Annotated in this window: 20 protein-coding genes and 1 pseudogene; 7 read left to right on the forward strand and 14 right to left on the reverse strand. The window is 59.2% G+C overall.

Annotated elements, in window-relative coordinates; genetic code table 11:
• The first annotated feature begins 6 nt into the window (after window positions 1-6).
• Together BUA38_RS03475 and BUA38_RS03480 are read left to right on the forward strand one after the other, a co-directional pair.
• Window positions 7-2,085: a tetratricopeptide repeat protein gene (locus tag BUA38_RS03475; RefSeq protein WP_072816719.1), complete on the forward strand. Its 2,079-nt coding sequence runs from the start codon at window positions 7-9 to the stop codon at window positions 2,083-2,085.
• A complete protein-coding gene (locus BUA38_RS03480; protein WP_072816720.1) occupies window positions 2,072-3,967 on the forward strand; it encodes a tetratricopeptide repeat protein in 1,896 nt (631 codons plus the stop codon). The genes BUA38_RS03475 and BUA38_RS03480 overlap by 14 nt, the downstream gene beginning before the upstream one ends.
• A gap of 158 nt (window positions 3,968-4,125) precedes the next feature.
• Here BUA38_RS03480 and BUA38_RS03485 read toward each other — a convergent pair whose 3' ends face one another.
• Complete coding sequence (locus BUA38_RS03485; RefSeq protein ID WP_072816721.1) at window positions 4,126-4,590, reverse strand: nuclear transport factor 2 family protein; 465 nt, start codon at window positions 4,588-4,590, stop codon at window positions 4,126-4,128.
• A gap of 11 nt (window positions 4,591-4,601) precedes the next feature.
• Complete coding sequence (locus tag BUA38_RS03490; RefSeq protein ID WP_072816722.1) at window positions 4,602-6,023, reverse strand: aldehyde dehydrogenase family protein; 1,422 nt, start codon at window positions 6,021-6,023, stop codon at window positions 4,602-4,604.
• A gap of 301 nt (window positions 6,024-6,324) precedes the next feature.
• Here BUA38_RS03490 and BUA38_RS03495 point away from each other — a divergent pair, with 301 nt between their 5' ends.
• On the forward strand, window positions 6,325-7,233 hold the full coding sequence (locus tag BUA38_RS03495) for an AraC family transcriptional regulator (protein WP_072816723.1): 909 nt from the start codon (window positions 6,325-6,327) through the stop codon (window positions 7,231-7,233).
• Between the two features lie 275 nt (window positions 7,234-7,508).
• Window positions 7,509-7,946: a hypothetical protein gene (locus tag BUA38_RS03500; RefSeq protein WP_156898368.1), complete on the forward strand. Its 438-nt coding sequence runs from the start codon at window positions 7,509-7,511 to the stop codon at window positions 7,944-7,946.
• Between the two features lie 76 nt (window positions 7,947-8,022).
• Here the strand turns inward: BUA38_RS03500 and BUA38_RS03505 are convergent, their stop codons facing one another.
• Window positions 8,023-9,381, reverse strand: coding sequence for a TAXI family TRAP transporter solute-binding subunit (locus tag BUA38_RS03505; protein ID WP_072816725.1), 1,359 nt, complete (start codon window positions 9,379-9,381; stop codon window positions 8,023-8,025).
• Window positions 9,382-9,839: 458 nt separating this feature from the next.
• Between BUA38_RS03505 and BUA38_RS36155 the strand changes: the two genes are divergently transcribed.
• Window positions 9,840-10,487, forward strand: a complete 648-nt coding sequence (locus BUA38_RS36155) for a DUF1330 domain-containing protein (RefSeq protein ID WP_083587429.1) — start codon at window positions 9,840-9,842, stop codon at window positions 10,485-10,487.
• A 59-nt stretch (window positions 10,488-10,546) separates the two neighbouring features.
• Here BUA38_RS36155 and BUA38_RS03520 read toward each other — a convergent pair whose 3' ends face one another.
• The 7 genes from BUA38_RS03520 to BUA38_RS03550 all read right to left on the reverse strand — a co-directional run bounded on the left by BUA38_RS03520 (window position 10,547) and on the right by BUA38_RS03550 (window position 18,191).
• Window positions 10,547-11,134: an adenylate kinase gene (locus tag BUA38_RS03520; RefSeq protein WP_072816726.1), complete on the reverse strand. Its 588-nt coding sequence runs from the start codon at window positions 11,132-11,134 to the stop codon at window positions 10,547-10,549.
• A 75-nt stretch (window positions 11,135-11,209) separates the two neighbouring features.
• A complete protein-coding gene (locus BUA38_RS03525; protein WP_244553185.1) occupies window positions 11,210-11,782 on the reverse strand; it encodes a GNAT family N-acetyltransferase in 573 nt (190 codons plus the stop codon).
• 47 nt (window positions 11,783-11,829) lie between these two features.
• The gene (locus tag BUA38_RS03530) at window positions 11,830-13,179 is read right to left on the reverse strand and encodes an MFS transporter (RefSeq protein ID WP_072816728.1); all 1,350 of its coding nucleotides are present in this window, start codon (window positions 13,177-13,179) and stop codon (window positions 11,830-11,832) included.
• 71 nt (window positions 13,180-13,250) lie between these two features.
• Complete coding sequence (locus BUA38_RS03535; RefSeq protein WP_072816729.1) at window positions 13,251-14,957, reverse strand: long-chain-fatty-acid--CoA ligase; 1,707 nt, start codon at window positions 14,955-14,957, stop codon at window positions 13,251-13,253.
• A gap of 222 nt (window positions 14,958-15,179) precedes the next feature.
• Window positions 15,180-15,620, reverse strand: a complete 441-nt coding sequence (phaP, locus tag BUA38_RS03540) for a phasin family protein (RefSeq protein WP_072816730.1) — start codon at window positions 15,618-15,620, stop codon at window positions 15,180-15,182.
• A gap of 38 nt (window positions 15,621-15,658) precedes the next feature.
• Window positions 15,659-16,492, reverse strand: coding sequence for an esterase/lipase family protein (locus tag BUA38_RS03545; protein WP_072816731.1), 834 nt, complete (start codon window positions 16,490-16,492; stop codon window positions 15,659-15,661).
• A 166-nt stretch (window positions 16,493-16,658) separates the two neighbouring features.
• Window positions 16,659-18,191, reverse strand: a complete 1,533-nt coding sequence (locus BUA38_RS03550) for a WS/DGAT/MGAT family O-acyltransferase (protein WP_072816732.1) — start codon at window positions 18,189-18,191, stop codon at window positions 16,659-16,661.
• A 243-nt stretch (window positions 18,192-18,434) separates the two neighbouring features.
• Here BUA38_RS03550 and BUA38_RS03555 point away from each other — a divergent pair, with 243 nt between their 5' ends.
• Complete coding sequence (locus BUA38_RS03555) at window positions 18,435-19,142, forward strand: Crp/Fnr family transcriptional regulator (RefSeq protein WP_072816733.1); 708 nt, start codon at window positions 18,435-18,437, stop codon at window positions 19,140-19,142.
• A gap of 43 nt (window positions 19,143-19,185) precedes the next feature.
• Here the strand turns inward: BUA38_RS03555 and BUA38_RS03560 are convergent, their stop codons facing one another.
• From BUA38_RS03560 to BUA38_RS03570, 3 genes are read right to left on the reverse strand one after another with little or no spacing between them, the layout of a single operon-like run.
• Window positions 19,186-20,031, reverse strand: coding sequence for an alpha/beta fold hydrolase (locus BUA38_RS03560; RefSeq protein ID WP_072816734.1), 846 nt, complete (start codon window positions 20,029-20,031; stop codon window positions 19,186-19,188).
• 33 nt (window positions 20,032-20,064) lie between these two features.
• Entirely contained in the window at window positions 20,065-20,970 is a 906-nt protein-coding gene (locus BUA38_RS03565) for a 3-hydroxyacyl-CoA dehydrogenase (protein ID WP_072816735.1), read from the reverse strand.
• A 60-nt stretch (window positions 20,971-21,030) separates the two neighbouring features.
• Entirely contained in the window at window positions 21,031-21,501 is a 471-nt protein-coding gene (locus BUA38_RS03570) for a 2,4'-dihydroxyacetophenone dioxygenase family protein (protein WP_072816736.1), read from the reverse strand.
• Between the two features lie 117 nt (window positions 21,502-21,618).
• On the opposite strand from BUA38_RS03570, the gene BUA38_RS03575 reads away from it, so the two are divergent.
• Window positions 21,619-22,638, forward strand: a complete 1,020-nt coding sequence (locus tag BUA38_RS03575) for an AraC family transcriptional regulator (RefSeq protein ID WP_172805973.1) — start codon at window positions 21,619-21,621, stop codon at window positions 22,636-22,638.
• Window positions 22,639-22,803: 165 nt separating this feature from the next.
• On the opposite strand, the pseudogene BUA38_RS03580 reads toward BUA38_RS03575, so the two are convergent.
• Window positions 22,804-23,256 (reverse strand): annotated as a pseudogene (locus BUA38_RS03580) (EAL domain-containing protein); the annotation flags it as partial.
• Window positions 23,257-23,259: the final 3 nt, after the last annotated feature.

Here is a 23,259-nt window from a genome sequence, read left to right on the forward strand (position 1 = left end):
TCCCCGATGAGCCGTCGCGAACGCCGGGCCGCAAAGAAGACCGGAGTCGATCGGACTGCGGCCGGGGTGGGTACCGCCGGCAGGCTCTATGAGGTCGGCCTTGGCCACATGCAGGCGGGACGGCATCTCGACGCTCAGCTATGCTGCCAGCAAGCCCTTGCGTTGGATCCCAATCACGCGGACTCCCTGCACCTTCTGGGTCTTCTGTCGCTCGACGCCGGACAATACGACCATGCGCTAGAGTGGATATCTCGTGCGATCCGACAGGAGCCGAAAGCAGTTTATCTAACCAGTCTTGGCTCCACGCTCGTGAACCAGGGGCGGACTGACGAGGCGCTCAAGGCGTTCGATAAGGCGGTGCAACTCAAACCGCTTGACGCCGATTTATGGAGAAATCTCGGTGCCGTCCTCATCGAGGTGAAACGCCCGGCGGACGCGATCCTGAGCTTTCAGCACGCGCTCAAACTGAATCCTCGTCATTGGGGTGCGGCAAACATGGTCGCGCTTCTTCTCTATCAATCGGAGACATTCCAAGACGCCCTCCCCTACTACAATCTGTGCGACGAGCTTGAGCCCAACCACTTCCAGACGCTGTATATGCGTGCGCTCACTCTGCAAAAACTCGGAAGGCTCGACGAAGCTCTCGCCGACAACAAGCGGGCGTTGGCGCTCGATCCGGCCAACGCAGACACATACGGCAATATCGGCCACGTCCTGATGTCGTCCGGTCGGAACGAGGAGGCCCTATCGTGGTTCGACCGGAGCCTCGAACTCCAACCGAACTCCGCCGCAACTCTCATGAACAAGGCGATCGCGCTCGGGGCAATGCGCCGTTTCGCTGAAGCCGTGTCATGGTACGATCGAAGCCTCGAACTTCAGCCGAACTCCGCCTTGACGCTCACCAACAAGGCGATCGCCCTCGCTGAGCTTCGCCACTTTGACGAAGCTCTCGCGGTCTATCATCAAGCAAGGGCAATCGATCCCTCGCATGCCGTTGCCGATTGGAATTTGGCCCTGCTTCAACTGCTCACCGGGGATTTCGAGGCTGGTTGGGCCGGGCGCGAGGCCCGCTGGAAGATTCCGGCCCTTTCGACCCACTACCCAAAGCTCCCGCAGCCGATGTGGCTTGGGAAAGAGCCCATCGAAGGCAAGACAATCCTTATCAATGTTGACGAAGGATTGGGCGATACGATTCAGTTTGCACGCTACGTCCCCATGGTCGCCGAGCTGGGTGCGCGCGTCATTCTGGCCGTGCAAGAACCTTTGCGCCCGCTGTTATCAGAACTCCCCGGTGTCTCCCAATGCCTCGCCTTCACAGCCAGTGAGCTGCCGGCGTTCGACATGTATTGCTCGATCTCCAGCCTGCCGCTCGCCTTTGGGACGAAGCTTGAGACGATCCCATCTGCGATCCCCTATTTGCCCGCGCCTGCGGAGGGCCGCTTGCAAGCCTGGGAGCACCGGCTCGGTCCTCACGAAAGGTTACGGGTTGGCCTCGTCTGGTCCGGCAATCCGCGACATGACAACGACCACAACCGCTCGATTCCGCTTCGCTTGCTGACCCATATCCTGGATGTGGATGCGACTTTTGTCAGTCTGCAGAAGGACCCGAGACCTGACGACAAGGCGATCCTCGAACGGACTGAAATCATAGATCTCACCGCTCACCTCACCGATTTCGCAGAGACCGCGGCCCTCGTTTCGTGCCTCGATCTCGTGATCTCGGTAGATACCAGCGTCGTCCATCTCGCCGGCGCGCTGGGGCGCCCGACCTGGATCCTTTTGCCTTACAGGCCCGATTGGCGTTGGCTGCTCGGTCGGGACGACAGCCCGTGGTATCCGACGGCACGGCTGTTCAGGCAGAGCGAAACCCGTGAATATGGTAGCGTTCTGGATCGGGTGCGGACCGAGTTGCATACGACGATCTCCGCCAGAAAGGCTCGTCGATCGCCTTGCGAGTCCCCCGACCGTCTCCAAGGGGGTTTTAAGGAAATGATTGCTCAATTGAATGTTCCAATTGGCATCAGATCTACGAATCAACTAAAAGGTGCATCGATAATCTTGAAGTGTACCGATGGACCGTCGTGAGCCCCGGGCTGCTGCCCGAAAATCCGATAAGCCCTCACGAGATACGTCTACAACGCTGTACGAGGCGGCTTGCGCACACGCCCAGGCCGGCCGATTTGCAGACGCGCAAATCTACTGCGAAAAGGCCCTCGCGATTGAACCAGATCAAGAGGCTGCCCTATACCTCGCCGGGCTGACCGCAATGCAGACCGGCCAGGGGGATCGGGCGATAGAATGGTTCGCGCGCGCCATCCGGCAAACACCCAAGGTGGAATACGTGTCCGCATTGGGCATCGCTTTGCACCGGCAGGGACGCCTACACGAGGCGTTGAAGGCCTTTGACAAGGCGGCAGCCATCCAGCCGGAAAACGGGGTGCATTGGAAAGACCTCGGTGGCGTCCTGATTGATCTGGATCGTCCGGATGAGGCCCTCCTAAGCCTACGAAGGGCGTTAGATTTGCATCCTCGATACGTTGAGGCAGCAAATTTGAGCGGACAAATCCTTTATCGACAGAATCGCTTTCAGGACGCCCTCGAAGCTTTCAATCTGTCGTTGGATGCAAGCTCGAATCAAGCAGATGCGCTCCATATGCGCGCGCTGGTCCTTCAGGATCTGGGACGGCTCGAAGAAGCCGCTGCCGATGGCTTGCGGTCGCAGACGCTCGATCCGGCCAATGCCGATACGCACAACAATCTTGGGTATGTTCTGCACAAACTTAGTCGCTATGACGAATCCCTGGTCTGTTACGAACGAGCCCTGTCGCTTCGTCCCGACCACATCCCAGCACTCAAAAACAAGGCGGATCTGCTGGCCGACTTCTTACGATTTGACGAAGCGATGGCCTGCCACCGAACGGCCGAGGCAATCGCACCGAACGATCCAATCATCAAATGGAATATGGCGCTGATCCATATGGTCACGGGTGACTTCGAGGCTGGTTGGGTAGGCCGCGAAATAAGGTGGAAGACGGGTCTCGGCATGGCCGAGCCCAATTTCTCACAGCCGTTATGGTTAGGTAACGGTTCGCTTAGGGACAAGACAATTCTCATCTTCGCAGACGAAGGGATCGGAGATTGTTTTCAATTTGCGCGTTATGTGCCGATGGTAGCTGATCTTGGAGCGGAAGTTATATTGGCGGTACAGGACTCAGCACGGCCGTTCTTATCCAGACTGTCGGGGGTTGCTGAATGTATCTCGAAATCCGAGGCGGTTTTGCCAAATTTCGATGTGCATTGCTCGATGTCAAGCCTGCCACTGGCGTTCAAAACCGAGCTTGAAACGATCCCGGCTTCAGTACCCTATTTGCCGGCCCCACTCCCCGGACGCAAAGACGAATGGGAGAGTCACCTCGGCACGCACGATAGGCTTCGCGTCGGACTGGTTTGGTCCGGCAATCCGCGCCACAGCAACGATCGGAATCGGTCGCTGCCGCTGCGAGTGTTAGCAAAGCTTCTGAACGTCGATGCGCAGTTTGTTAGTTTGCAAAAGGACCCGAGGGTAATAGACAAACAAGTCCTAATCGGACTCGATATGCTGGATATGACGGAGAAGCTTTCCGATTTCGAGGAGACCGCGGCGCTGATTTCCTGTCTGGACGTCGTCGTAACCGTCGACACTAGCGTGGCACATCTTGCTGGCGGCCTTGGGTGTCCAGTGTGGATCCTCTTGCCGTACCGGCCGGACTTTCGCTGGCTACTCGGCCGCGAGGATTCACCTTGGTACCCGACCGCGCGCCTGTTCAGGCAGGACGAACGGCGCGATTACGCCTCGGTGATCGATCGGATTTGCGACGAGCTAGCCGCGGAGCGGGAGACTTTCGAACTATTACGCGGAAGCGACCTCTCAGAAACGGAACAGATCGGCCATAATACGAAGAGCCCTCATTTTAGAGGATCATCGTAACCAAGATATCATCCATCTCAAGTTGAGAGGATGCCTGGCTGGCGACGCCGTGCTTATCGCACCAGTCTCCCTGCAAACAGGGAATTTTACAGGGAAAAATCACGATCTCGGGCCTAAAGGCGTCAGCCCAACTTCCCTCACTTGGACCTCTTCCGTCGTCATGAAATTCCACGCTGCTCGATCCAGTCGACATAGAGCAGGCGCTCGGCGAAGAGCCACGCGCCGTCGACCTTTGCGAAACTGTCGAGGTAGCGGAGATAGGCGACCATCATGCGCCGCTTTTCACCGTCTATCGTAAGGTGATGTGCGATGCAGTAGGCCTCCCCTTGCGCGCGATCGCCGCCCAGGGCGGAGATCGTGCTCTGCCCGACAAAATGCATCGTGGCTGCGTACTGGTCCAGGTCAGCGAAGACCGGCGCAAGCGCTTCGCGCGAGCGCAGCTCCATGGAGGGAGTCGGGTCCTTGGCGTTCATATACACCACGAAATGCGTGTCCGCGGTGAACAGTGACATCTGGCCTTTCGCATCACGGCGATCCGCGCAGTGCGCGTAGGCCTCAATGAGCTTGCGGATGGCAAGACGATCCCCTGCTTCCTCGGGGGAAATGGCGAGGTGCCTGCTCATTTTCGCTCCGTTCAAGCCTCGAGGATGGCGCGGGTTTCGAGAAAGGCCTCAATCCCGTAGCGGCCATATTCTCGACCGACCCCCGAATATTTGAATCCGCCCCAAGGCGCTTGCGGATCGTCCGTCATGCTATTGATAACGACCCTGCCAGCCCGCAGCTGGGCGGCCACGCGGCGCGCGCGCTGGATGTCGGTACCCAGCACGGCAGCGTGCAACCCGTATCGGGAGTCATTCGCGATCGAGATAGCTTCATCTTCAGTGTCATAAGCGATGACACTGAGCACGGGGCCAAAAATTTCTTCCCGCGCGATCGTCATATCGTTCTTCACGTTGACGAAGACCGTCGGCTTCACAAAATAGCCTGCATCAAAGCTGCGTGGCCGTCCCTCGCCTCCGGCCAGCAGCTCGGCGCCTTCTTCGATGCCTTTGCGGATGTAAGACTGCACGCGCTCATACTGCTTCTGGGACACCATCGGACCGATGGCTGTCGTTGGATCGGCAGGGTCACCGACACTAAATGCGTGCATGGCACTTGCGATGGCGCGTTTGACTGCATCGAGTTGGGTTCTTGGTACAAGAAGCCGCGACCCCGCGGCGCAGGCCTGCCCGCTGTTTAAGAAGGCCATGACGAGAGCCGCCGGGATAGCCTTGTCGAGATCGGCGTCATCCAGCAAGATCGTGGGCGACTTGCCGCCCAGTTCCAGCGTGACACGCTTCATCGTCGCGGCAGCGTCACGCATGATGCTTTGCCCAACGGCAACCGAGCCGGTGAACGAGATTTTGTCGACGTCCGGATTGCGTACAAGCTCCGCGCCGACGGTCGTGCCGAGGCCCGTGACCACATTGAGGAGGCCCTTTGGCAGCCTGGCCTCGTGCAGGGCCTCGACCAACACTTGCGTCTGCACTGAGCTAAGCTCGCTGGGTTTGATGACAACCGTGCAGCCGGCGGCAACGGCGGAAGCCAGCTTCAGGCAGATGAACAACGCATTTGCATTCCACGCGGTAATCAACCCGGCGACGCCGACTGGCTCCAAGGTCACTGTCGTCTTGTTCCAGCTACGGCTCAGTGGAATCTGCTGAAGCGCTTGCTCGGCTGCCAAAAACGCATTGACGCCGGACTCGACGATCAGTCTCGCAAATTGCGCGACGCCGCCATATTCCTCGACCATCGCCCCCGTCAGGTCATCAAGCCTCGCCGAAGCGGCCTCATGCAGCCGGCGCAATATCTCTGTACGATCTTCTTTCGTTGACCGGCCGTAAGTCGCGAATGCCCGCTTGGCAGCGGCGATTGCGCGCCGCGTGTCTTCCTCGTCGCCGAGCATCACGCGGCCGATGAGTTGACTGTCTTTGGGCCTTATGATGTCCAACATCTCGTGGCCGTGGGACTCGACGAACGCCCCATCGATGTAGTGCGTGGTAATGGTCTTGTTCATCAGCCAGCACCTTGGTTCACCCAACTCAGGCCGCCCGCCGAGTAGGTTAGAGGCCCAGAGCCGCGCGATCTTTCAAAAAGCCGCCGTCTATTTGAGAATTCGATCAAAATGGCTATACTTTTCAGATGTTTGTCTGAACCGCTTGTTGCAGGAAAATGGAGCGGCGATGCCCGGTTCGATTAACCCGGCGCATTCGTTCCTAGTATGCGGTGCGGCGTGGTAATATTGTTCGCCCGACAACCAGTTACGTCGCGAACTGCTCTGACGTATTGAGCCGGATAAGCTTTTGCGGAGTTCGATCATGGCAACGAGCGAAGGTTACGGGCAAGGTCTTGCCGAACGGCTGCGCGCCGAGCCAGCACAAGCAATCGTTACACGCGTGTTACGCACGACTGACATGGCCGTCACGGAGACGCGCTGTGACGTTCTGATGGGACAAGAAATGAGCTCGCACGCGCGCGAGGATGCTTTTTTCATCACGTTGACGTTTCGCGACTATCCCGGTCGCGAGTATTGGGAGGATGGCCGGCTCATGGCCGTTTCCGATGTGCGAAGCGGTCAGACTTGTATCCATGATTTGAAACGCGCTCCGTCCGCAGTGATCGACAAGCCCTTCCATGTTCTCTTCTTTTATCTGCCGCGTGGTGCGCTGGACGCGATCGCCGAAGAGGCCGACGCACCGCGAATTGGCGATTTGAGACATGCGCCCTTGCCGCAAGACGATGAGACGGTTGCAGGTTTCGGCAATGTGATGTTGCCGGCGCTTCATCGTCCGGACCAGGTAAACCAACTGTTTGTCGATCACGTCCTCCAAGGGCTCGGGATATACGTTGCCCAAAGCTACGGCGGGATGCGGCCGTTGCAGCCGCTAATCCGCGGCGGGCTGGCGGTCTGGCAAGTGAGGCGCGCCAAGGAAATCCTCAGCTCAAATCTCGATGGTCGTCTGCCGCTCAAGGAGGTGGCTCGCGAATGCGGCTTGTCGGCAAGCCATTTCGCGCGCGCGTTTCGCCGGTCGGTCGGCTCCGCGCCGCATCAATGGCTTCTGATGCATCGCGTTGAGGTCGCGAAGCAAAAACTGCGGGACGGCCGCTTGTCACTGCGCGAGATAGCGCTGAGCTGTGGCTTCGCAGACCAAAGCCACCTCACGCAAGTCTTCACCCGAACAATTGGCACGAGTCCGGGTGCCTGGCGCCGCGCACTCGACGAATAGCGGTTTGACGCCGCGGGGTGCTCCGGACCTTGAGCCCGCCCTATACCGGTATTGATCGCCACGGCGAATCCTCGGCCGACGCCATGCGTGCGGCGGCACTGTCATCCCATGCGCAATATTGCCGACCGCCACCCACTGATCCACTTTCTCAACGCGATGCGCGCGGCATTTTCACCGCTTTCGCATGCGCCGTTGCCCGCATAAAAAAGGTTAGCCCCGGACCGCCAGCATCGGCGGTCGGGTGGTCGCAAATCGTCCAACTGAGGAGATAAGAAATGGATACTGCAATTCTTTCCACGAGCGCCGGCTTGATCGGCTCATTGGTTGGCGGTGTATCGACATTTGCAGCTTCATGGGTCACACAGCACAGAATGTCGGGCACTCAACGACGCTTGATCCACGCGACCCAACGCCAGGAACTCTACTCCGAATTCATCATTGAGGCGACGAAGCGCCTGGCAGAGGCATGGAACCACCAGGCCGAGGGACCCGAGGTCGTTGGCAATCTTTATTCCGCGATCCAGCGCATGCGACTGATCTCGTCGAGCGAAGTCGTCGGTTGCGCGGAGGAAGTGCTGCGCGGAGTCATTGCAGCCTATGCAGAGCCCAACAGAACATTCGAGGAGTTGAAACGCCGCGTACAGCAGCGCATCGACGAGGACGACTATCTGAAGGCGTTCACCGAAGCTTGCAGGCGAGAGCTGGACTATTGAGCGCAACGGTCAAATAGACTCGGTTCTCGATGGTGGCCTCTGGACGTCGGAGTGCCCAGCAACATCGAACCGACACCTAAGTCATTGCGGCCAGACGGGTGCGCACGAGATCAATATGACTTCGCAGAGTATATAAACTGCTCGCATAGACATTCGGTAGTTGCAGATGGTTCGCGCGTTGATCAATCAGGTTCAGTTTCGTATTCAAATCGCTACGGTCAATATCCGTTCCTTGAGCCTCCATCTCGCTCTCGATCGACCTGATCTCGTCATACAGCCGCCTTATCCTGAGTTGCATCATCCAGTCGTACGTTTGCGGCAGGAACTTGAATCCCGGATATAGCAGCGCGATCAATGGGAGCATCACAACGAGTATCTTCTCGACCAGCGTCGCAACCCAAAACGGTAGATAACCTTGCAGGAATGGCCGTCCGGTTTTGTAAAAGCGCTGCGCCTCATCACTCAACGGTATGTCGATTGATTCGGCTGCGGGAAATTGCCCCGCTTTCTGGAAGATCCCAGGCTGCGCATGAATTTGGACGGCCGCGTTAAGCAGCAGATACTGCAGGGCCGGATGCAGCTCAGCACGCACGACGAGGCTGGCTTTCGGCGCCACCAGGACGACATCTGTCGGCGGGCGGTTCGTCAGGAGGTCGACAACCCCGGCAGGAAGCACCAACTTATGCAGAAAAGGATAAATCGCGACGAAAGCTTCCGCGCGCTGAAAACTTGAAAGCTCGATGCCTTTGGCCTGGATAAGCGACTGGATGACGGGAGAGTCCCAGGCAGTGACGATGAACGCCGCGTCGATATCGCCGGCGATCAACTTTTCAGCGGCAGTTTGCGGTGAAAGCCCTGACGGTTCACCGACAATAGCGTCAAGTTTGGTCCTTTCAATTATTTGCAGGGCCAATGCGCGCCCGCCGCTTCCCTCGGGACCTATCGAAAGTCGCCTGCCTCGCAACCCCTGTATGCCCTCCCCGACTTCACTTCGACGGAAAAGCCATAGCGGCTCATAAAACACCGTGCCTAGCGATTCCAGCTCCGGAGCTTCCTGCCTTGTTGTGGTGCCACCTTGCAGGAATCCTACGTTTACGCGTGACCGCGGGTTACGCAGCAGCCGCAGGTTTTCCATGCTGCCGGATGTCGGCAGCAGCTGCAGTTTAACGCCTTCCTTGGCCAGGATTTCACGGTAACGGATGCCCAATTCATGGTTCGCGCCACCCTCGGCGCCGGTTACCATCACCAGCTCCCGCGGCGGCAACGTCGTCACGATGAACAGGCCCGCGCCGAAAACTACCGCCGCGGCTCCGGCAACTGCAAGATAGCTCCAGAATTTGCGGGCATGTTCTCCAATCATCATCGCGCGTCGATCCAAGTCACCAAGGCACTGTCCATCATCGCGGTCCGGTACGCCATCGTCAAATTCCGGCAAAGCCGCTCACGACGCTTGGGCAGGGTTCGGCAAATTCGGCGCCACTTGATTTGAGGCGCAAGCGGAGGAGCGACCAGTCTGCTCTTGGAAACGAGCGCCGGGTGCTATCCTAAGTACGACAATCGCAATGGCACATTAGGATAGATTACAACAATACATGAAGGATTTTGACAAGACCGTCGGCACGCGTAGGAGGTAGCGTACATTCGCTCCCGGCCTACTCGACAAGCCCCAGCGCCCCCTCCTACGTCTGGGGTTTGTCTTTTTGGGAACACTTGGCAATGCGAATGCGATCCGCAGAATGCAGGACTCCAGCGCGACCGAGATTGACCATTTAGGCTTCAACAATGATGCTCGGCGCCCGACCCGGCGACATAAGTCCCTATTCGCCCAAAAGGATCGCGCGGACGCAGGAGAGAAAGCTGGTCCAGGTACCGATGACATGAGGAGATGCGCGCATGTCTAGTTATCTTGTCTATATCTGCCAGGCGGTGAAGGACCGGGCGGGGCAAGAGCGTTACTGGCAGGTCGCGCGCTACCTCGAGAATATCGATGTGCTCGCAGCGTATGCTCCATTCGAGGTGCTCGATGCGGATCGGGATGAGAGCGTCGAGGGAGTTGTCATAGCTGAGTTCCCTCCATTCGAGCAGACGGTCGAGTGGTTCAACAGTGACGCCTATGTCCAAGCCCGCAAACACAGAGCGGCAAACGAATATCTCGGGATGCTTGTAGAGAGTGGAGTCGCGCCCGTTGGTAAACGCAGTGCTAAATCGCATGCCTACGTCGTCTTGGTTTGCCGCGAAATTGTAGATCGGAACGAACTCACTGCCTATTGGCAGCGCGTGAATGAAACGTTGGACGGTCACAAGGGTCGAGTCTTGATGGACCACGGTCGCTTCCTGATCCTGGAGGACCAGGGTCCGGTCGAGGGTGTGACGGTGTATGAATTCCCTTCAGCGGATGCCGCGCAAAGTTGGTATGACAGCGTCGCCTATCGGGAGCTTCGGCAACATCGGAAACTGAGTGCAAAATATCTGGTAATCTTGGCAGAGGGCGGAGTCGCGCCCGTCGAGCGACGGATGCCGCACACTATAACCGCTGGTTGAGCAGCGCCGACGATGGGCGTATCCGGTTGGCACATGTTTTGCGATTGCGGACACTTAGCTTATGAGCCAGCGCCGATCATTCTAAAGAGCTCCGAGGTCACGGCATCGACGGGCTGCAAGCCGTCGATGGTTCTAAGAACCCTTCTTGAGCGATAGTAGTCAATGACCGGAGCGGTCTGTTCGTTGTAGGCATCAAGACGCACCTTCAGCGCTTCGTGATTGTCGTCCGCGCGGACCGCGCTACCGCCCTCCTTTGCCTCGCAAGCTCTGGTCGTGATCCGATCCAGCAATGCCTTCTGGTCAGCCTGAAGCTCGATGACATGGTCGAGTTCAAGACCCTCGGTATCGAGAAAGTCATCAAATGTCACCGCCTGCGACATCGTCCGTGGAAATCCGTCGAGAACAAAGCCACGCGCGGCATCCTCCTGGACGGTCCGCTCAATAACGGCAGCCAGCACAAGCGGATCAGGAACGAGCTTGCCGCTCGCTATCGTCTGCTTGACTTGCTTTCCGATGCGCGTTTCCGCTTGCGCTGCAGCTCGTAACATGTCCCCTGTCGAGAGGTGGGGAATGTTGTACTCGCTGACAATGCGCTTCGCTTGCGTCCCCTTGCCAGCTCCGGGCGGCCCCAGCAAAACTATTCTCATCGACTTGTCCCTAGATATTTGTGCAGGCGCGATCTTCCGGGCCCCTTCGTTTCCGCGGCTTTTCTTCTGCGAAACTCATTCATTGCAAAGCCTGGCCTGCAATGCCGCCCAATAGGATTTCTGGGCATGGTCGAACAGGCCAACATGCTCGGCGACGGCATCGACGGCCAGACTACCTAGATCGGGCCGCGGCAAACGCACGAACGCTTCCGCCTCGGCGCCGGACACGGCGATCTTTAGTCCCTGCTTGTGCGCCAAGTGCATCATGGCGGCATTCTCGACCAGGCAGTTCATGAACATGACGCGCATACCCCAGTTGCGGGCGCGCGCCGCACAACGCGCGAGCAGAGCCCCGCCGATCCCCTGGCCCCGGCTGCGCGGCAAGACCGAGATGCCTAATTCGGCATGTCCATCCTCGCGCGCGAGGTGGGCCGCGCCATCGATCGCGAGATCGGTACTGGTGACGACAAAGACAGCGTCGCGTGTCAGGTCGATAGCTTCGACATAATGACGTATGCCATCGTCTGACAGCATATGCGCGAACCTGAGGTGACGGTCTTCCGGGTCGAGGGCCAGCAGATGGGCAAGCAAGTGTGGGCGTTCGTTCGCGTGTAACTCGCGCGTCAGCGTGCTCAGTCCCATGGACATTGTTCGATCCTGGATTCGCCCGTGTTCGTTGATGCACCATGCGCGCCTTAATGCGCGGGCGCAGCCGCCGGCAGACCTTTGGCTGACGCTGGACGAATCGCCAGCAACAGAAACGTTCCGGACAGCAGGTACAAAGCCATCACGAAGTAAATGCTGTAGACATTGTCGCCGGTGCTTCTCAGGATTAACCCGTTGATCGACGGGCTGACCGCCGGACCGAGGTTTCCGAGGCTGCTGATAAGAGCAAGACCGCCGGCGGCCGCACCGGCCGACAGATACTCGCTCGTCAGCGCGAAAAACAGCGGAGTTGCCGAGGCGATTCCGATGACAGCGACGGAGAGAGCCAGGATCGATCCGATGAGATTACCCTGCAACAGGGTCGTTATGAACAGGCCCACCGACGCGATGACAACGCAGGCCACAAAGTGCCATCGTCGCTCGTGCGATTTGTCCGAATGGCGACCCATCAGGATCATACCGATGATGCCGGCGGCATTCGGGATGCTCGCGTAGATTCCGACGAGAAGCAGATCCTTGACGCCCCAGCTCTGGATCAGGGTCGGCACCCAGAACACCATTGTGTACGTGGCGCCCAGCAGAAAGAAATACACCAGCGCCAGCATATAGGCCCTCGGGTCTTGCAGCATCTGCACGAACGTTCCCTCAGCCTCGCCCGCGACGTCCTTTGTGTCATGACGGAAGGCGTCCTCGACCACCGCCGTTTCCTCTGTCGAGAGCCAGGGGGCTTGGTCAGGTTTGTCCTTCAGGAGAAAGTAAACCAAAACGCCGATGAAAATGGCCGGTAATCCCTGCACCAGGAACAGCCATTGCCAGCCATGAAGACCGGCGAGACCATCGAAGTATTTCAGAATAGACCCGCATAACGGTCCTGCGATAAGCGAAACTATCGTGGTGGCCGACATGAAGATCGCAATGACCTGACCGCGGCGCACTGACGGATACCAGTAGGTGAAATACAGAATGACGCCGGGGAAGAACCCGGCCTCAAAGACGCCAAGCAGAAATCGCACAATGTAAAATTGGAGAGGCGTTGATACGAACATCATGGCGGACGCAGCCAGGCCCCAGAGCACCATGATGCGCAACAATGTCTTGCGTGCGCCGATTTTGGCCAAAAGAAGATTGCTGGGCACTTCAAAGAGGAAATATCCGAGGAAGAACACGCCCGCGCCGAGGCCGTAGACTGCATCATCAAACGGCAAGGTCTGCTTCATCTGCAGCTGCGCATAGCCGATGTTGATACGGTCCAGATAGGCGACCATGTAGGCAATGAGCAGCAGCGGCAGTAGACGCAAGTCGATCTTCTTGAACACGTCCTTGACAAACGGGCTTTCCAGCGCAGGTGACGATGCGTTGTTTGCAGGCTGCGGATGCATATTCGTTCCCCCTATATTTCTGGACTCTCGCCGCCCGAGTGCGCTCCGCTTGCGGAGGTTCGCAATTCCGATCAGGCCGCCGTCGTCTTCCGCTCCTCTTGTTCGTACAGATCCTTCTTTGAGATCTTGCCGACTGGCGTTCTCGGCAGCTCTTTTCGGATTTCGAGCGCCTGCACCATTTCGTGTTTGCCGAGCTTGTCCTTCAGAAACTTTTGCAGCTCGTCCAGCGTAAGCGCCGCCGCACCGCCCTTCAGCTTGACGAAGGCCTTCGGCGACTGGCCGCGATACTGGTCTTTGACTCCGATCACCGCCACCTCCTCGACCGCGGGGTGCTTGTAGATCGCTTCCTCGAGAACGCGCGGATAGACGTTGAAGCCGCTGCAGAGCAGCATGTCCTTGGTGCGGTCGACGATGAAGATGTAACCGTCCGCATCCATGTAGCCCACGTCGCCGGTGCGCAGGAAGCCGTCAAAGGTCGTCACCTCGGCTGTCGCATCCGGCTTGTTCCAATAGCCCTTCATCACATTCGGACCCTTGATGCAGATTTCGCCGCGTTCGCCACGCGCCACGTACTGCTCTGGATTATCAAGGCTGAGGAACTTGATGACGATCCCGGGCATCGGCATTCCGCAAGACCCTGCCTTGCGCACGCCATCCTTCTGGGCTGGCGTGAAGGTGCCTGCCGGCGAGGTCTCAGTCATGCCCCAGCCTTCGGTCAGGTTGCTGCCGGTGATCGCGGCGAATTGCTGCGCGACCTCAAGCGGCAACGGCGCCCCGCCCGAGCCACAGTATTTGAGCGTGCGCAAGTTGTGCCTGGGAGTCTCGGGATGGTTGATCAGCGCGGTAAACATCGTGGGCACGCCGCAGAAGACGCTGACCCCTTTCGCTGAGATATCCTCTAGCGCAGCCTTCGGATCGAAGCGCACGTGCTGAATGATTTCCGCTCCCTGGAGAATAGCAAACAGAACATTCACTGCGAGCGCATAGATGTGGAATGGTGGAAGCACCGCAAGAAAGCGCTCCTGACCTTCGACCAGGATTGGAGGTGAGCCGGCGGTCGTCGCCCTGTACTGCTGGCAGGTGCTGGTGAGATTGGCGTGCGTCAGCATGGCGCCCTTCGGCAGGCCCGTCGTCCCGCCGGTATATTGAAGAACGGCAATCGCTTCGGCCGGATCGGCGACAGGATGGGCCTGGAATTGTCCATCATTGTCGAGCAGTTGTGCGAAGCTGATCTGGCGCTCGCCCCAGGCGACATCACTGAGTTGCCGGCTGGCCTTCAGTTCACTCATCACCGCGTCGGGATCGCCGGCGAACTCGGCCAGAGTGCCCACCACAAGTTTCTTCAACCGCGTCTTGCCGAGCATCGCCGCCATCTGCGGATAGAGCGATGCCAGATCCAGCGTGACGAGGAAGTCGGTGCGGCTGTCCTCGACCTTGTGCTCCAGCACCTTGGCAGCATCGAGCGGCGAGTAGTTGACCACGCTGCCGCCGGCCTTGAGGACGCCGAAAAACGCGATGGCATAGTGCGGGGAGTTCGGCAGATAGAGGCCGACGTGAACGCCCGGTTTCACCCCAAGCTGCTGCAAGCCCTTCGCGGCACGGTTCACAAGGTCACCGAGATCGCGGTAGGTCATCCGCTTGCCCATGAAGTCGATCGCTGGACGATACGGCCATTTGGCCACGGCATCATCCAGAATGCCCTGCACCGGTCCAGGTATGATCTGGGCATCCCAGAGGACGCCGCGAGGATAGGAGTTGATCCAGGGCTTGTCGTTCATGGAAGTTCCTTCCCTCCTTGGTCATCAGGCCTCAGGCTAAGTAAACTCTCCCGTCGCGCGGCAACGTCCAGCCGGCTGTAAAGACGCAGTCGCCGGGGGCGAAAAGGCGCCGCCGCGCGGTTCAAATTTCCCGGCACGCCACCGCCTTTCAACGGCGCGACCAGTGCCGGGGCGCCCTGGTCGAGTTGCCGTCATGTAGACGGACCGATGCGGCGATGACCGTTACTTCGGCTGCAGCAGCTTCTGCAGGGTTGCCATATTCTCCTGCATACGCTCCTGCACGATCTTCCAAGCGTTGTTGCGCGATTGCGCTTCCATTTCCGAAAGCTCACGGAAATTCGCCATCGCCTTCTGCACACCCTGTTTTGCGGCCTCGGTCCGCTTCGCGATCGCCTCGGCGCTAGTGGCGTCTTTGACTGCGGCTTGCCATTCCGCCAGTGTTTCCCGGAGGATCTCGTTGCGTCGCTCCACGAGTGCCTTGAGACCTTCGGTAGCCTGGCGATTAGCCTCTGTCAGAGCTTCCATATCCCTGCGCTGCCAGTCGATGAGCGCGTCGATGTCAACGCTCGGCAACTGGAATTTCTCGATCAGCTTCTTGATATCCTCAAACCCGGGAAACACGCCTGCGTCCGAGGTGGAGGGTTGTCTGCTGTCGGTCTCCATGGATTTCCTCCTTCAGGTTTGGATGTTGCAATGAATGATCAGGCGCTGTGTCGAGAGAACTGCTCGGCGATTGGATCAGCTCCCAGCGCGGTATCGCTGTCTCCCTGGTGTCGTTTCGGATCGGAGTACAAGAGGCTGCGGAGCCCGCTGCGATCGAATGGCCGCCATTCGCCTTCCGGCAGCGCAAGCCGGTCCGCAATCGCGAAGAGCGCCATGGGGTTGTATCCGAGCCCCGAATGGCTGCCCTCAACCTCGATGTTTTCTGTCGTTGCGCTCTCCTGTTCGCGGCAGCCCTGCCAAGCAACGATCCCATCGCTGCGGGTATAGATTGCCGTGCTCGGCACCGGTGGCGGAAGCCTCATCGCTTCACGGCCGGGCCAGTCATCGACTCGGCGTCCGCTCAAGGCTTCGTAGAGCCGCCAGGCGTTGCTCGCCTTCGGCTCATTGGCGAACGGACTGCCGAGAGTGATCACCTGACGTACCCGGTCCGGTGATCGCCGCGCCGCTTCGCGCGCAAAGACACCGCCGAGGCTCCATCCGATCAAGCTGACTTTACGGTCGTAGCGCTGAGCAAGTTCGGCGAGCCTCAAGTCTATTCCGGCTTCGACGCCCGGGCGCGGGCCATGGTTCGAACCCTGCTTCCACCCATGCGCGGCATAGCCCTGCGCTCTCAGATATGTTCGCAGCGGCCGAGTTGAAACGTCGCTCGCGGCAAGACCTGGCAGTACCAGCACCGGATGCCCGTCGCCTTGCGGCGCGCGCCGCAGCAGCGGATAAGCCGCAAGGAAGGCTTGGAATTCCCAGACCCCACGCACTTCAAGCGCCAGCAACAGCCGCGACGGCGGTCTTGATGGGTCAAGAGCCCTGTCCATATCGGTACGTTCCCATCCCGTGTTGCGGATTTTCCGCTTGTCTTAGAGCGTCATGTTAGGGCGCTTTTATCAACTCAGCTAGTTCGCTTCTGAGACCGACATTGTCGCTGAAACGACAATCTTCTCATTTTTTGTCCCGCGGCCCCCCGCCACGAGCCGTCAATCCTCACGATGCAGCGAGCCCCCAAGCCCGCTCCAGTCGATCCAACTCTATCGGCATGGCGTCGGCCAGCGACTGAACATTCGGGAGAATGTTTGCCGCCGCGGTGAATCCGAAGTCCAAATGATCGCGATAGCTCTGCAGCGTGATATTCAATCCCATCCCGTGGGTAACGATCGATACGGGATAGGAGTGCAACAGCTCAGCGCCATTGGCATAGAGCGCCACCCGCGGCCCCGGCACATTCGAGATGGCGACATTGACGGCCGGAGGAAGCACGTTCGGCAGATTCGAGCGACTATATACGAGCGCGAACAATTGGTTTCCCATGGGCGAACCCAACGCGATCGAATCCTCGACCAGAGGTGCAAGCCGTCTGAAGGGGCTGGTCAGTTCCTTCGACTTCGCCGAATCGGCCACGATCGCCTCCAGTCTTTGCTTCTGGTCCTCGATCTCCGTGTGGAGGCTGCAGATCATACCCATGACCTTGTTGCTGGCGGAGCTGTCGCCTGCTTCTCGCGTGGAAATGGGCACGAATGCCGTGAGCGATTTTTCAGGGAGCGCGCCTTGCTCCAGAAGATGCTCGCGAACGACGCCACTCGAAACCGCGAGCACGACGTCATTCAGTTTCGTTCCAGATTTGGCGGCGATCGCCTTCATGCGCGTCATCGGCAGAGTAACCGTCGCATAGCTGCGTTCGGAGGAGATCGACCCGTTGATGATGGTTGGCGGCGCGACGAGCTTCCTCAAATCATCCAGCCGCGACGCGCCGATCAGCTTGTTACCAAGCTCATTTGCCATTTCGATCACTTGAGGAAGTCCTGCGAGAAACTTGTTTCGCTGATGCAGCCCCTGAATCGCGGAGTCGACGAGCACCGAGACGAGATCGCTCTTTCCGGTCCGCGGCACTTCGACGGACGCGCTCAACCTTTCTTGCTCTCCCAACGTCCAAAACTCGAGCGAGGAGGCCACGAGCGCCGACACGAAGTCACGCCCATCGTCCGTTGTTGGAGTCTTGGGAGCCGGAGGAGCGTCGACTTCCCTCGGCGAAGGCGAGGCGTCGTAGATTATTTGAGCCATTGCAGCACCCGCGCCACCATCGATGCAGGCGTGGTGCATTTTGGAGTAGATTGCGACCTGGTTGTCCGGCAGGCAATCGAATACGTAGACCTCCCAGAGCGGCCTGGCGCGATTGAGCAATTTCGCATGTAGCCAGCCGACAATACGTTGAAGTGTCGCGTGATCCGACGGCGCCGGGAGTGCGCCCCGGAATATATGACGGTCGATATCGAACTGGTCGTCTTCGGTCCAGCTCGGATGATCGATGTCTAAAGGGGTGTGGGCAAGCTTCCATCTCAGCATCGGCGCGAGATGCAAGCGGCGCCCGATCATCGTTTTTAAATCTTCGAAGAAATCTCCGCGATAGTTGTCGGGCAACTGGAAGATCGCCATGCTGCCGATGTGCATGGGGACTTCGGGCGTTTCCAGATAAAGGTAGGATGCATCGGCCGCCGTGAGCTTTCGGATCGTGCGCGCCATCTTCGACGACTCCCAACTATTGAAATTTGGACCGGTTTCTCAAACCCTTTCGGGCGCGTGTAGGCCATTCCGAACTGGCCAAGGCCGCCGAGCGGCCGGAATTCGCCATCCGGCAGCGCAAGCCGATCGTCGGCGAAAACCGGACCATTCACCGACCGAAGATCAAACGCTAGTTCGCCTCGAAGACTTTAATTGTCGCCGAAACGACAATCTTTTCCGCCTTTTTCTTGGTAAGAACGACGGATGAACAAGACAGTCCTGAAGACTGTTCTGGGGAGGAACAACTGGTTTGCTGGATTGCCGTCCGAACTGGCGGACGACATCCTCCGGCTCGGTCGCGTGCGTCGGCTGAACGATGCCCTGATCTATTCGGCCAGCGACTGCGCAGACGGCATTGTTGCGCTTGTCTCGGGGCAGATACGGCTGACGAGCTTTTCGGTGTCGGGCCAGCCCTCGTTCCTGGTGCTGACTTCGCCGGGGTCGTGGATCGGCGTCACTTCAGCCCTGGACGGAAGGCCGCATGGTTACGACGCGTTCGCAGTCGGCGAGACCGTTCTGTTTCAACTCAGTCATGAGCGGTTCAATTCGCTGGCGGGTGAGAGCGTCGAACGTTATTCCGCGTTCGTCAGGCTTCTATGCGATCACTTTCGGGTCACGACCCAATCCCTGATCATTCACCGCAACCGGCGACCTCTTTATTTGTTGGCGCGTGAACTTTTGAGGTTGGCCGATCGCCATGGGAAACAGGCCAAAAATGGCGTCGTGATCGAGCTGCGGCTTTCGCAAGAGGATCTTGCAGTCATGATCGGGGTTGGCCGCCAAACAATTAACCGCCTGCTGAAGAGCTTTGAGCAGGATGGAATCGTCAGCACGAGCTACACCTCGCTCACGATCCACGATGTAGCGGCCCTCGAGCGGCTCAGATCGAGCGAAGATCCGGGCGAGGTCTGATATCGGGGTAAACCGTCGTACCCGGCTCGGCCGAGACGCCAGATCAATCATACGCCCGCAGGTGAGCGAGAATTGTGGGCTGCAGATCCGCCTCGCCTTCATTGGGAAGCCAGTGCGCATGTCCGGCCAGGCGCACGAATTGATACGGCGCCTTGACAAGATCTTTCGTCCTCATGGCGGCGTCCTCGCCGAGCGCCATGTCGTTCTCGCCCCAGATGTAGAGGGTCGGAACGCGAACCTCGCCGGCGGGGACGTGGAGGTCATCGTCGACGGCGCGATACCAATTGAGCGTCGCGGAAAGAGCTCCTGGCTCGGCAAGCCTCTGCGCGACCTCGTCAACGAGGTCTTTTGGCACACGCGGATCGAATGCGTCGCGTAGCCGCCTGGCGCCGTCGGCAAGCAAGGCCGCCTCGGGAGAACCGTCACGGAGGCGAAAGAAGCGGACGTAGTCGAGACGGCGGTCTTGTGCGGGATCGGCTTTGCGGGAATCTTGAAGGGCGACCGGGTGAGGCGTCGAGAGCACGGTCAACGACTTGAGTCGCTGTGGGTGCGACGTTGCAAGCGCCCACGCAACCATCCCGCCCCAGTCGTGAGCAACGACATGGAAAGATTGCGCGCCAACGGCGTCGGCGATTCCAAGGACATCGCCCACGAGGCGATCCGGACAATATTCAGCCACGGCGAGCGGCCTGGCGCCGCGGGAATAGCCACGCTGGTCGAAAGCGATCGCGCGGTATCCTGCCGTACCCAAGGCTTTCAAGCTTTCCCGCCACCAGCTGGAGAACTCCGGCCAGCCGTGCAGCAGCACGACGACCGGACCGCCCTCTGGACCGCACAAGCGCGCGTCGAAAGTGAGGTCGCCGACCACAATGGACTGAGAAAGACCCATCAAAGCTTCCCTCGGTTGGATCGGGCACCCGTGTCAGGCCTTCGTTGCGCGCGGCTGGAGGAAATCGGCGCGGCGATAGGCGGGATTGGGGTATTTGTAGAACCCCTCGCCTGTCTCGATTCCCAACTTGTTCTGGTCGATGTATTCGCGCCGCAGCCATTCGGCTTCTTCTGCCGCGGTGGCATCACCCGCTGCGGCCGCTGCGGTCAGGATTTGCAGGGGCGTCCGCAGTCCGACGAGGTCCAGTACGGCGAACGGACCCGTATCGCCGCCACCCGCGATCATCCAGGTTCGATCAACGTCGTGCGGACTGGCGACGCCCTTCACGGCCAGACTGATTCCGGCACGCACCCAGGGGATCAGCAATGTGTTGATGACGTAGCCGGGGTGTTCCTTGTGAAGAACGATTGGAACCATGCCGATCCGTTCGGCAAAGGCAATCACGCGGTCAAACGTCCTGTCGTCGGTTCCTGAATGGCGCATCACCTCCGCAATGTTGTTTCTCCAGAGACGGCTGGCGAAGTGAAGCGCCAGAAACCGTTCGGGCCGATCCGTGAATTGCGCAAGCTGACTTGGAAGGAGCGTCGATGAATTGGTCGCGAATATCGTCGTCTTGGGCGCGACGATAGAAAGCGCCTCATAGAAGCTGCGTTTCACCGTGACGCTTTCGGGCACGGCCTCGATCACCAGATCCGACCCTTGGACTGCTTCGGCAAGATCCGATCCCGCCCGGAGCCGGTTGACGGCCGCGCCGATCGCGGCGTCGTCGGCCTTCAAATCCTTCCGGTAGGCGGCGCTCAGCTCGCGCCACTTATGCGGAAGCCGCGCGACGGCAGCAGGATCGATGTCGTAGATGCGCACGTCGCAGCCTTTGTATGCGCATTGGAACGCAATTTGAGAGCCCAAGACGCCTGATCCGGCGACGGTGACCTGATCCATGTTTGCTCCTCATCGGTTGCCGAGGCGTGATCGCAGGCGTCGAGTCGGATGACGTTCCTTTTAGGCGAACGCCGTGATGTCACGGGGCTCAATGCCGTTTTTCTTGCAATAGCCAAAATATTGCTTGGCGGCGGATCGCCAATTCGCCGTGGCCATCACACTGTCGTCGTCGTTGAGATAGACGAGATCTCCGCTGACGATGTTGAGGACAACGACCTCAGGCCCGCCCTCCGGCACGGCTTCCGGCGCGTGAGTCGACGCGGCGGTCTCGTAGACGATGCTGCCCGGACCCGCGACCCAATCGTGCTCCTTGTATTTCCACTTGCCCTTCAAGGTGTAGACGACGACGGTCCCGCTGTGGTGGTGGCGCGGCAATTTGGCGTCTGCCGGCGCCTTCAGCAAGGCGATGACCTCGCCCCGGATCGGATCGGCCTTGAAGAACTTGACCTCGACGCCAGGCGCAAGGCCCAGCGGCATCCAGGGCATGGATTCGTCGGAAATGCAGCTCGCTTCGACATGCTCAAAGAACATCGCTTTCTCCGTTTTGATTTGGCCCCAGCGTTCGACCTGAGGGGCATTGTGCCGGATCTGACGAATTTGAACTTGTCAGAATTCGCCAATAAATTATCATTTCTCGCCGAGGACGCGATGCATCCCTCTCTGTTTGTCTCAATCCGCTATGTGCGTTGCCTTGCCGACGCGCTGCCCGCGCGGGACAAGCCCGGTCTCGCGAGCCTGCTGCGCGCTGCGCGAATCAATCGTGCGTCCCTATCCTCGGCAGAAGCGTTCATCACACCGCGACAGCTCGATGATCTTCTGCTGATCGCGCGGGAGCGGACTGGGCGCTCCGATGTTGGCCTCGAACTGGGCTTGCGCATACCAGCCACCGCACATGAAGCCTTGGGCCTCGCGGCAATGAGCGCACCGAGCGTCGATGCGGCGCTGCGGGTCGTGGAGCGCCACTATCCCCTGATCAGCGGGCTTTACAAGATGGTCTACACGCGAGGTGGATCGGGCGGCACGATCCGATTCCTCGCCGCCTGCGCATTGAACTCCGAGACAAGGCTCATGCACGCCGATATTCTCGTTGGCTCCTTCCACGCGCAACTGAGCCGCCCTCTCGCTGCCGCACTTTCGCCGGTGACAATGACGTTCGGAGCCGAGCGGCCGCGCCATGCCCGCCGATATTTCGAGATGGCTCCTGGCGGAATCGAATTTCTCCCCGACATGCCAGATCTTGTCCGGATTTTTCTGCCGAACGCGGACCTCGACAAGCGGCCGGCCATGGCCAATGTTCAGACCTTTCGCCGGGCCGAGCGCACATGCCGGCAACAGCTCGTGCGGCTGCAGGCCCGCAATTCCTGGCGCGGTTGGACCGAGGACTGGATCAGAAGTGTCGAATACGCGTCGCCGAATTTGAAGGCGGCTGCGGCGGCGGGTAATTGCTCGACGCGAACGCTAGATCGGCGGCTCCGCGAGGAAGGGACGAGCTTTCGCAAAGTGGTCGCCGAAGTCCGGCATCAGCAGGCGATGGAATGGCTCGGCGAGGGCCATGCGCGAGTTTCCGATGTCGCAGCCCGTCTGGGCTACAATGAGGTGAGTAATTTCAGTCGTGCCTTTCGACGCGCGACAGGCAAGAGCCCGCGCTGCGCGCGCACGCGGTCCTAGTCGCGATCCGCGCGCTCGCCCCGCGTGAAGGCTCTTCGCGAACACCAAGGTTTCGCAACATACGTCTCCCCTAACTGCGCCAGGCACTCGCGAGCAATGCCACGAGGCACTTTTTCTACGTACCGTCGATGAAAAAGTCGGTCACGCGCCGCAGGGGCGGAATGTTCAGGCGATGAGCTGGCTTGCCTCCGCCGCGTCATTGCAGCCGGTAAGTTCGGAATATTCCAAAATCGGATGTGGCCGCCCCATCAGATAGCCCTGCACTTCATTGCAGGTCTCGGCCGCAAGAAAATCGAGCTGGGCCTTTGTCTCAACGCCCTCCGCCAGCACTGGTAGATCGAGTCCATGTGCCAACCCAATGACGGCACGCACAATGGCGGCCGATTGCGGGTTGCTCTTCACATTCGATATGAATGACTGGTCAATCTTGATCTTGTCGAACGGGAACGCTTGCAAATACGACAATGAGGAATATCCGGTGCCAAAGTCGTCCATTGCGATGCGAACGCCAAGCGCCTTTAGACGCCGCAGGATCGAGAGGCCACGGGCGAAATCCTCGACCAGCACGCCCTCGGTGATTTCGAGTTCTAACCGTGTCGGTGCAAGGCCCGTCTCCACTCG

The organism is Bradyrhizobium erythrophlei (assembly GCF_900142985.1).
GTDB classification, from domain to species: Bacteria; Pseudomonadota; Alphaproteobacteria; order Rhizobiales; family Xanthobacteraceae; genus Bradyrhizobium; species Bradyrhizobium erythrophlei_B.

What these genes read in the sequence shown, in the direction of transcription:
- BUA38_RS03520 (WP_072816726.1), bottom strand. Translation starts at nt 11,134, where the DNA reads ATGAGAATAGTTTTGCTGGGGCCGCCCGGAGCTGGCAAGGGGACGCAA.
- BUA38_RS03575 (WP_172805973.1), top strand. Translation starts at nt 21,619, where the DNA reads ATGCATCCCTCTCTGTTTGTCTCAATCCGCTATGTGCGTTGCCTTGCC.
- BUA38_RS03530 (WP_072816728.1), bottom strand. Translation starts at nt 13,179, where the DNA reads ATGCATCCGCAGCCTGCAAACAACGCATCGTCACCTGCGCTGGAAAGC.
- BUA38_RS03500 (WP_156898368.1), top strand. Translation starts at nt 7,509, where the DNA reads ATGGATACTGCAATTCTTTCCACGAGCGCCGGCTTGATCGGCTCATTG.
- BUA38_RS03480 (WP_072816720.1), top strand. Translation starts at nt 2,072, where the DNA reads ATGGACCGTCGTGAGCCCCGGGCTGCTGCCCGAAAATCCGATAAGCCC.
- BUA38_RS03475 (WP_072816719.1), top strand. Translation starts at nt 7, where the DNA reads ATGAGCCGTCGCGAACGCCGGGCCGCAAAGAAGACCGGAGTCGATCGG.
- BUA38_RS36155 (WP_083587429.1), top strand. Translation starts at nt 9,840, where the DNA reads ATGTCTAGTTATCTTGTCTATATCTGCCAGGCGGTGAAGGACCGGGCG.
- BUA38_RS03490 (WP_072816722.1), bottom strand. Translation starts at nt 6,023, where the DNA reads ATGAACAAGACCATTACCACGCACTACATCGATGGGGCGTTCGTCGAG.
- BUA38_RS03485 (WP_072816721.1), bottom strand. Translation starts at nt 4,590, where the DNA reads ATGAGCAGGCACCTCGCCATTTCCCCCGAGGAAGCAGGGGATCGTCTT.
- BUA38_RS03535 (WP_072816729.1), bottom strand. Translation starts at nt 14,957, where the DNA reads ATGAACGACAAGCCCTGGATCAACTCCTATCCTCGCGGCGTCCTCTGG.
- BUA38_RS03555 (WP_072816733.1), top strand. Translation starts at nt 18,435, where the DNA reads ATGAACAAGACAGTCCTGAAGACTGTTCTGGGGAGGAACAACTGGTTT.
- BUA38_RS03550 (WP_072816732.1), bottom strand. Translation starts at nt 18,191, where the DNA reads ATGGCGCGCACGATCCGAAAGCTCACGGCGGCCGATGCATCCTACCTT.
- BUA38_RS03545 (WP_072816731.1), bottom strand. Translation starts at nt 16,492, where the DNA reads ATGGACAGGGCTCTTGACCCATCAAGACCGCCGTCGCGGCTGTTGCTG.
- BUA38_RS03525 (WP_244553185.1), bottom strand. Translation starts at nt 11,782, where the DNA reads ATGTCCATGGGACTGAGCACGCTGACGCGCGAGTTACACGCGAACGAA.
- BUA38_RS03570 (WP_072816736.1), bottom strand. Translation starts at nt 21,501, where the DNA reads ATGTTCTTTGAGCATGTCGAAGCGAGCTGCATTTCCGACGAATCCATG.
- phaP (WP_072816730.1), bottom strand. Translation starts at nt 15,620, where the DNA reads ATGGAGACCGACAGCAGACAACCCTCCACCTCGGACGCAGGCGTGTTT.
- BUA38_RS03560 (WP_072816734.1), bottom strand. Translation starts at nt 20,031, where the DNA reads ATGGGTCTTTCTCAGTCCATTGTGGTCGGCGACCTCACTTTCGACGCG.
- BUA38_RS03495 (WP_072816723.1), top strand. Translation starts at nt 6,325, where the DNA reads ATGGCAACGAGCGAAGGTTACGGGCAAGGTCTTGCCGAACGGCTGCGC.
- BUA38_RS03565 (WP_072816735.1), bottom strand. Translation starts at nt 20,970, where the DNA reads ATGGATCAGGTCACCGTCGCCGGATCAGGCGTCTTGGGCTCTCAAATT.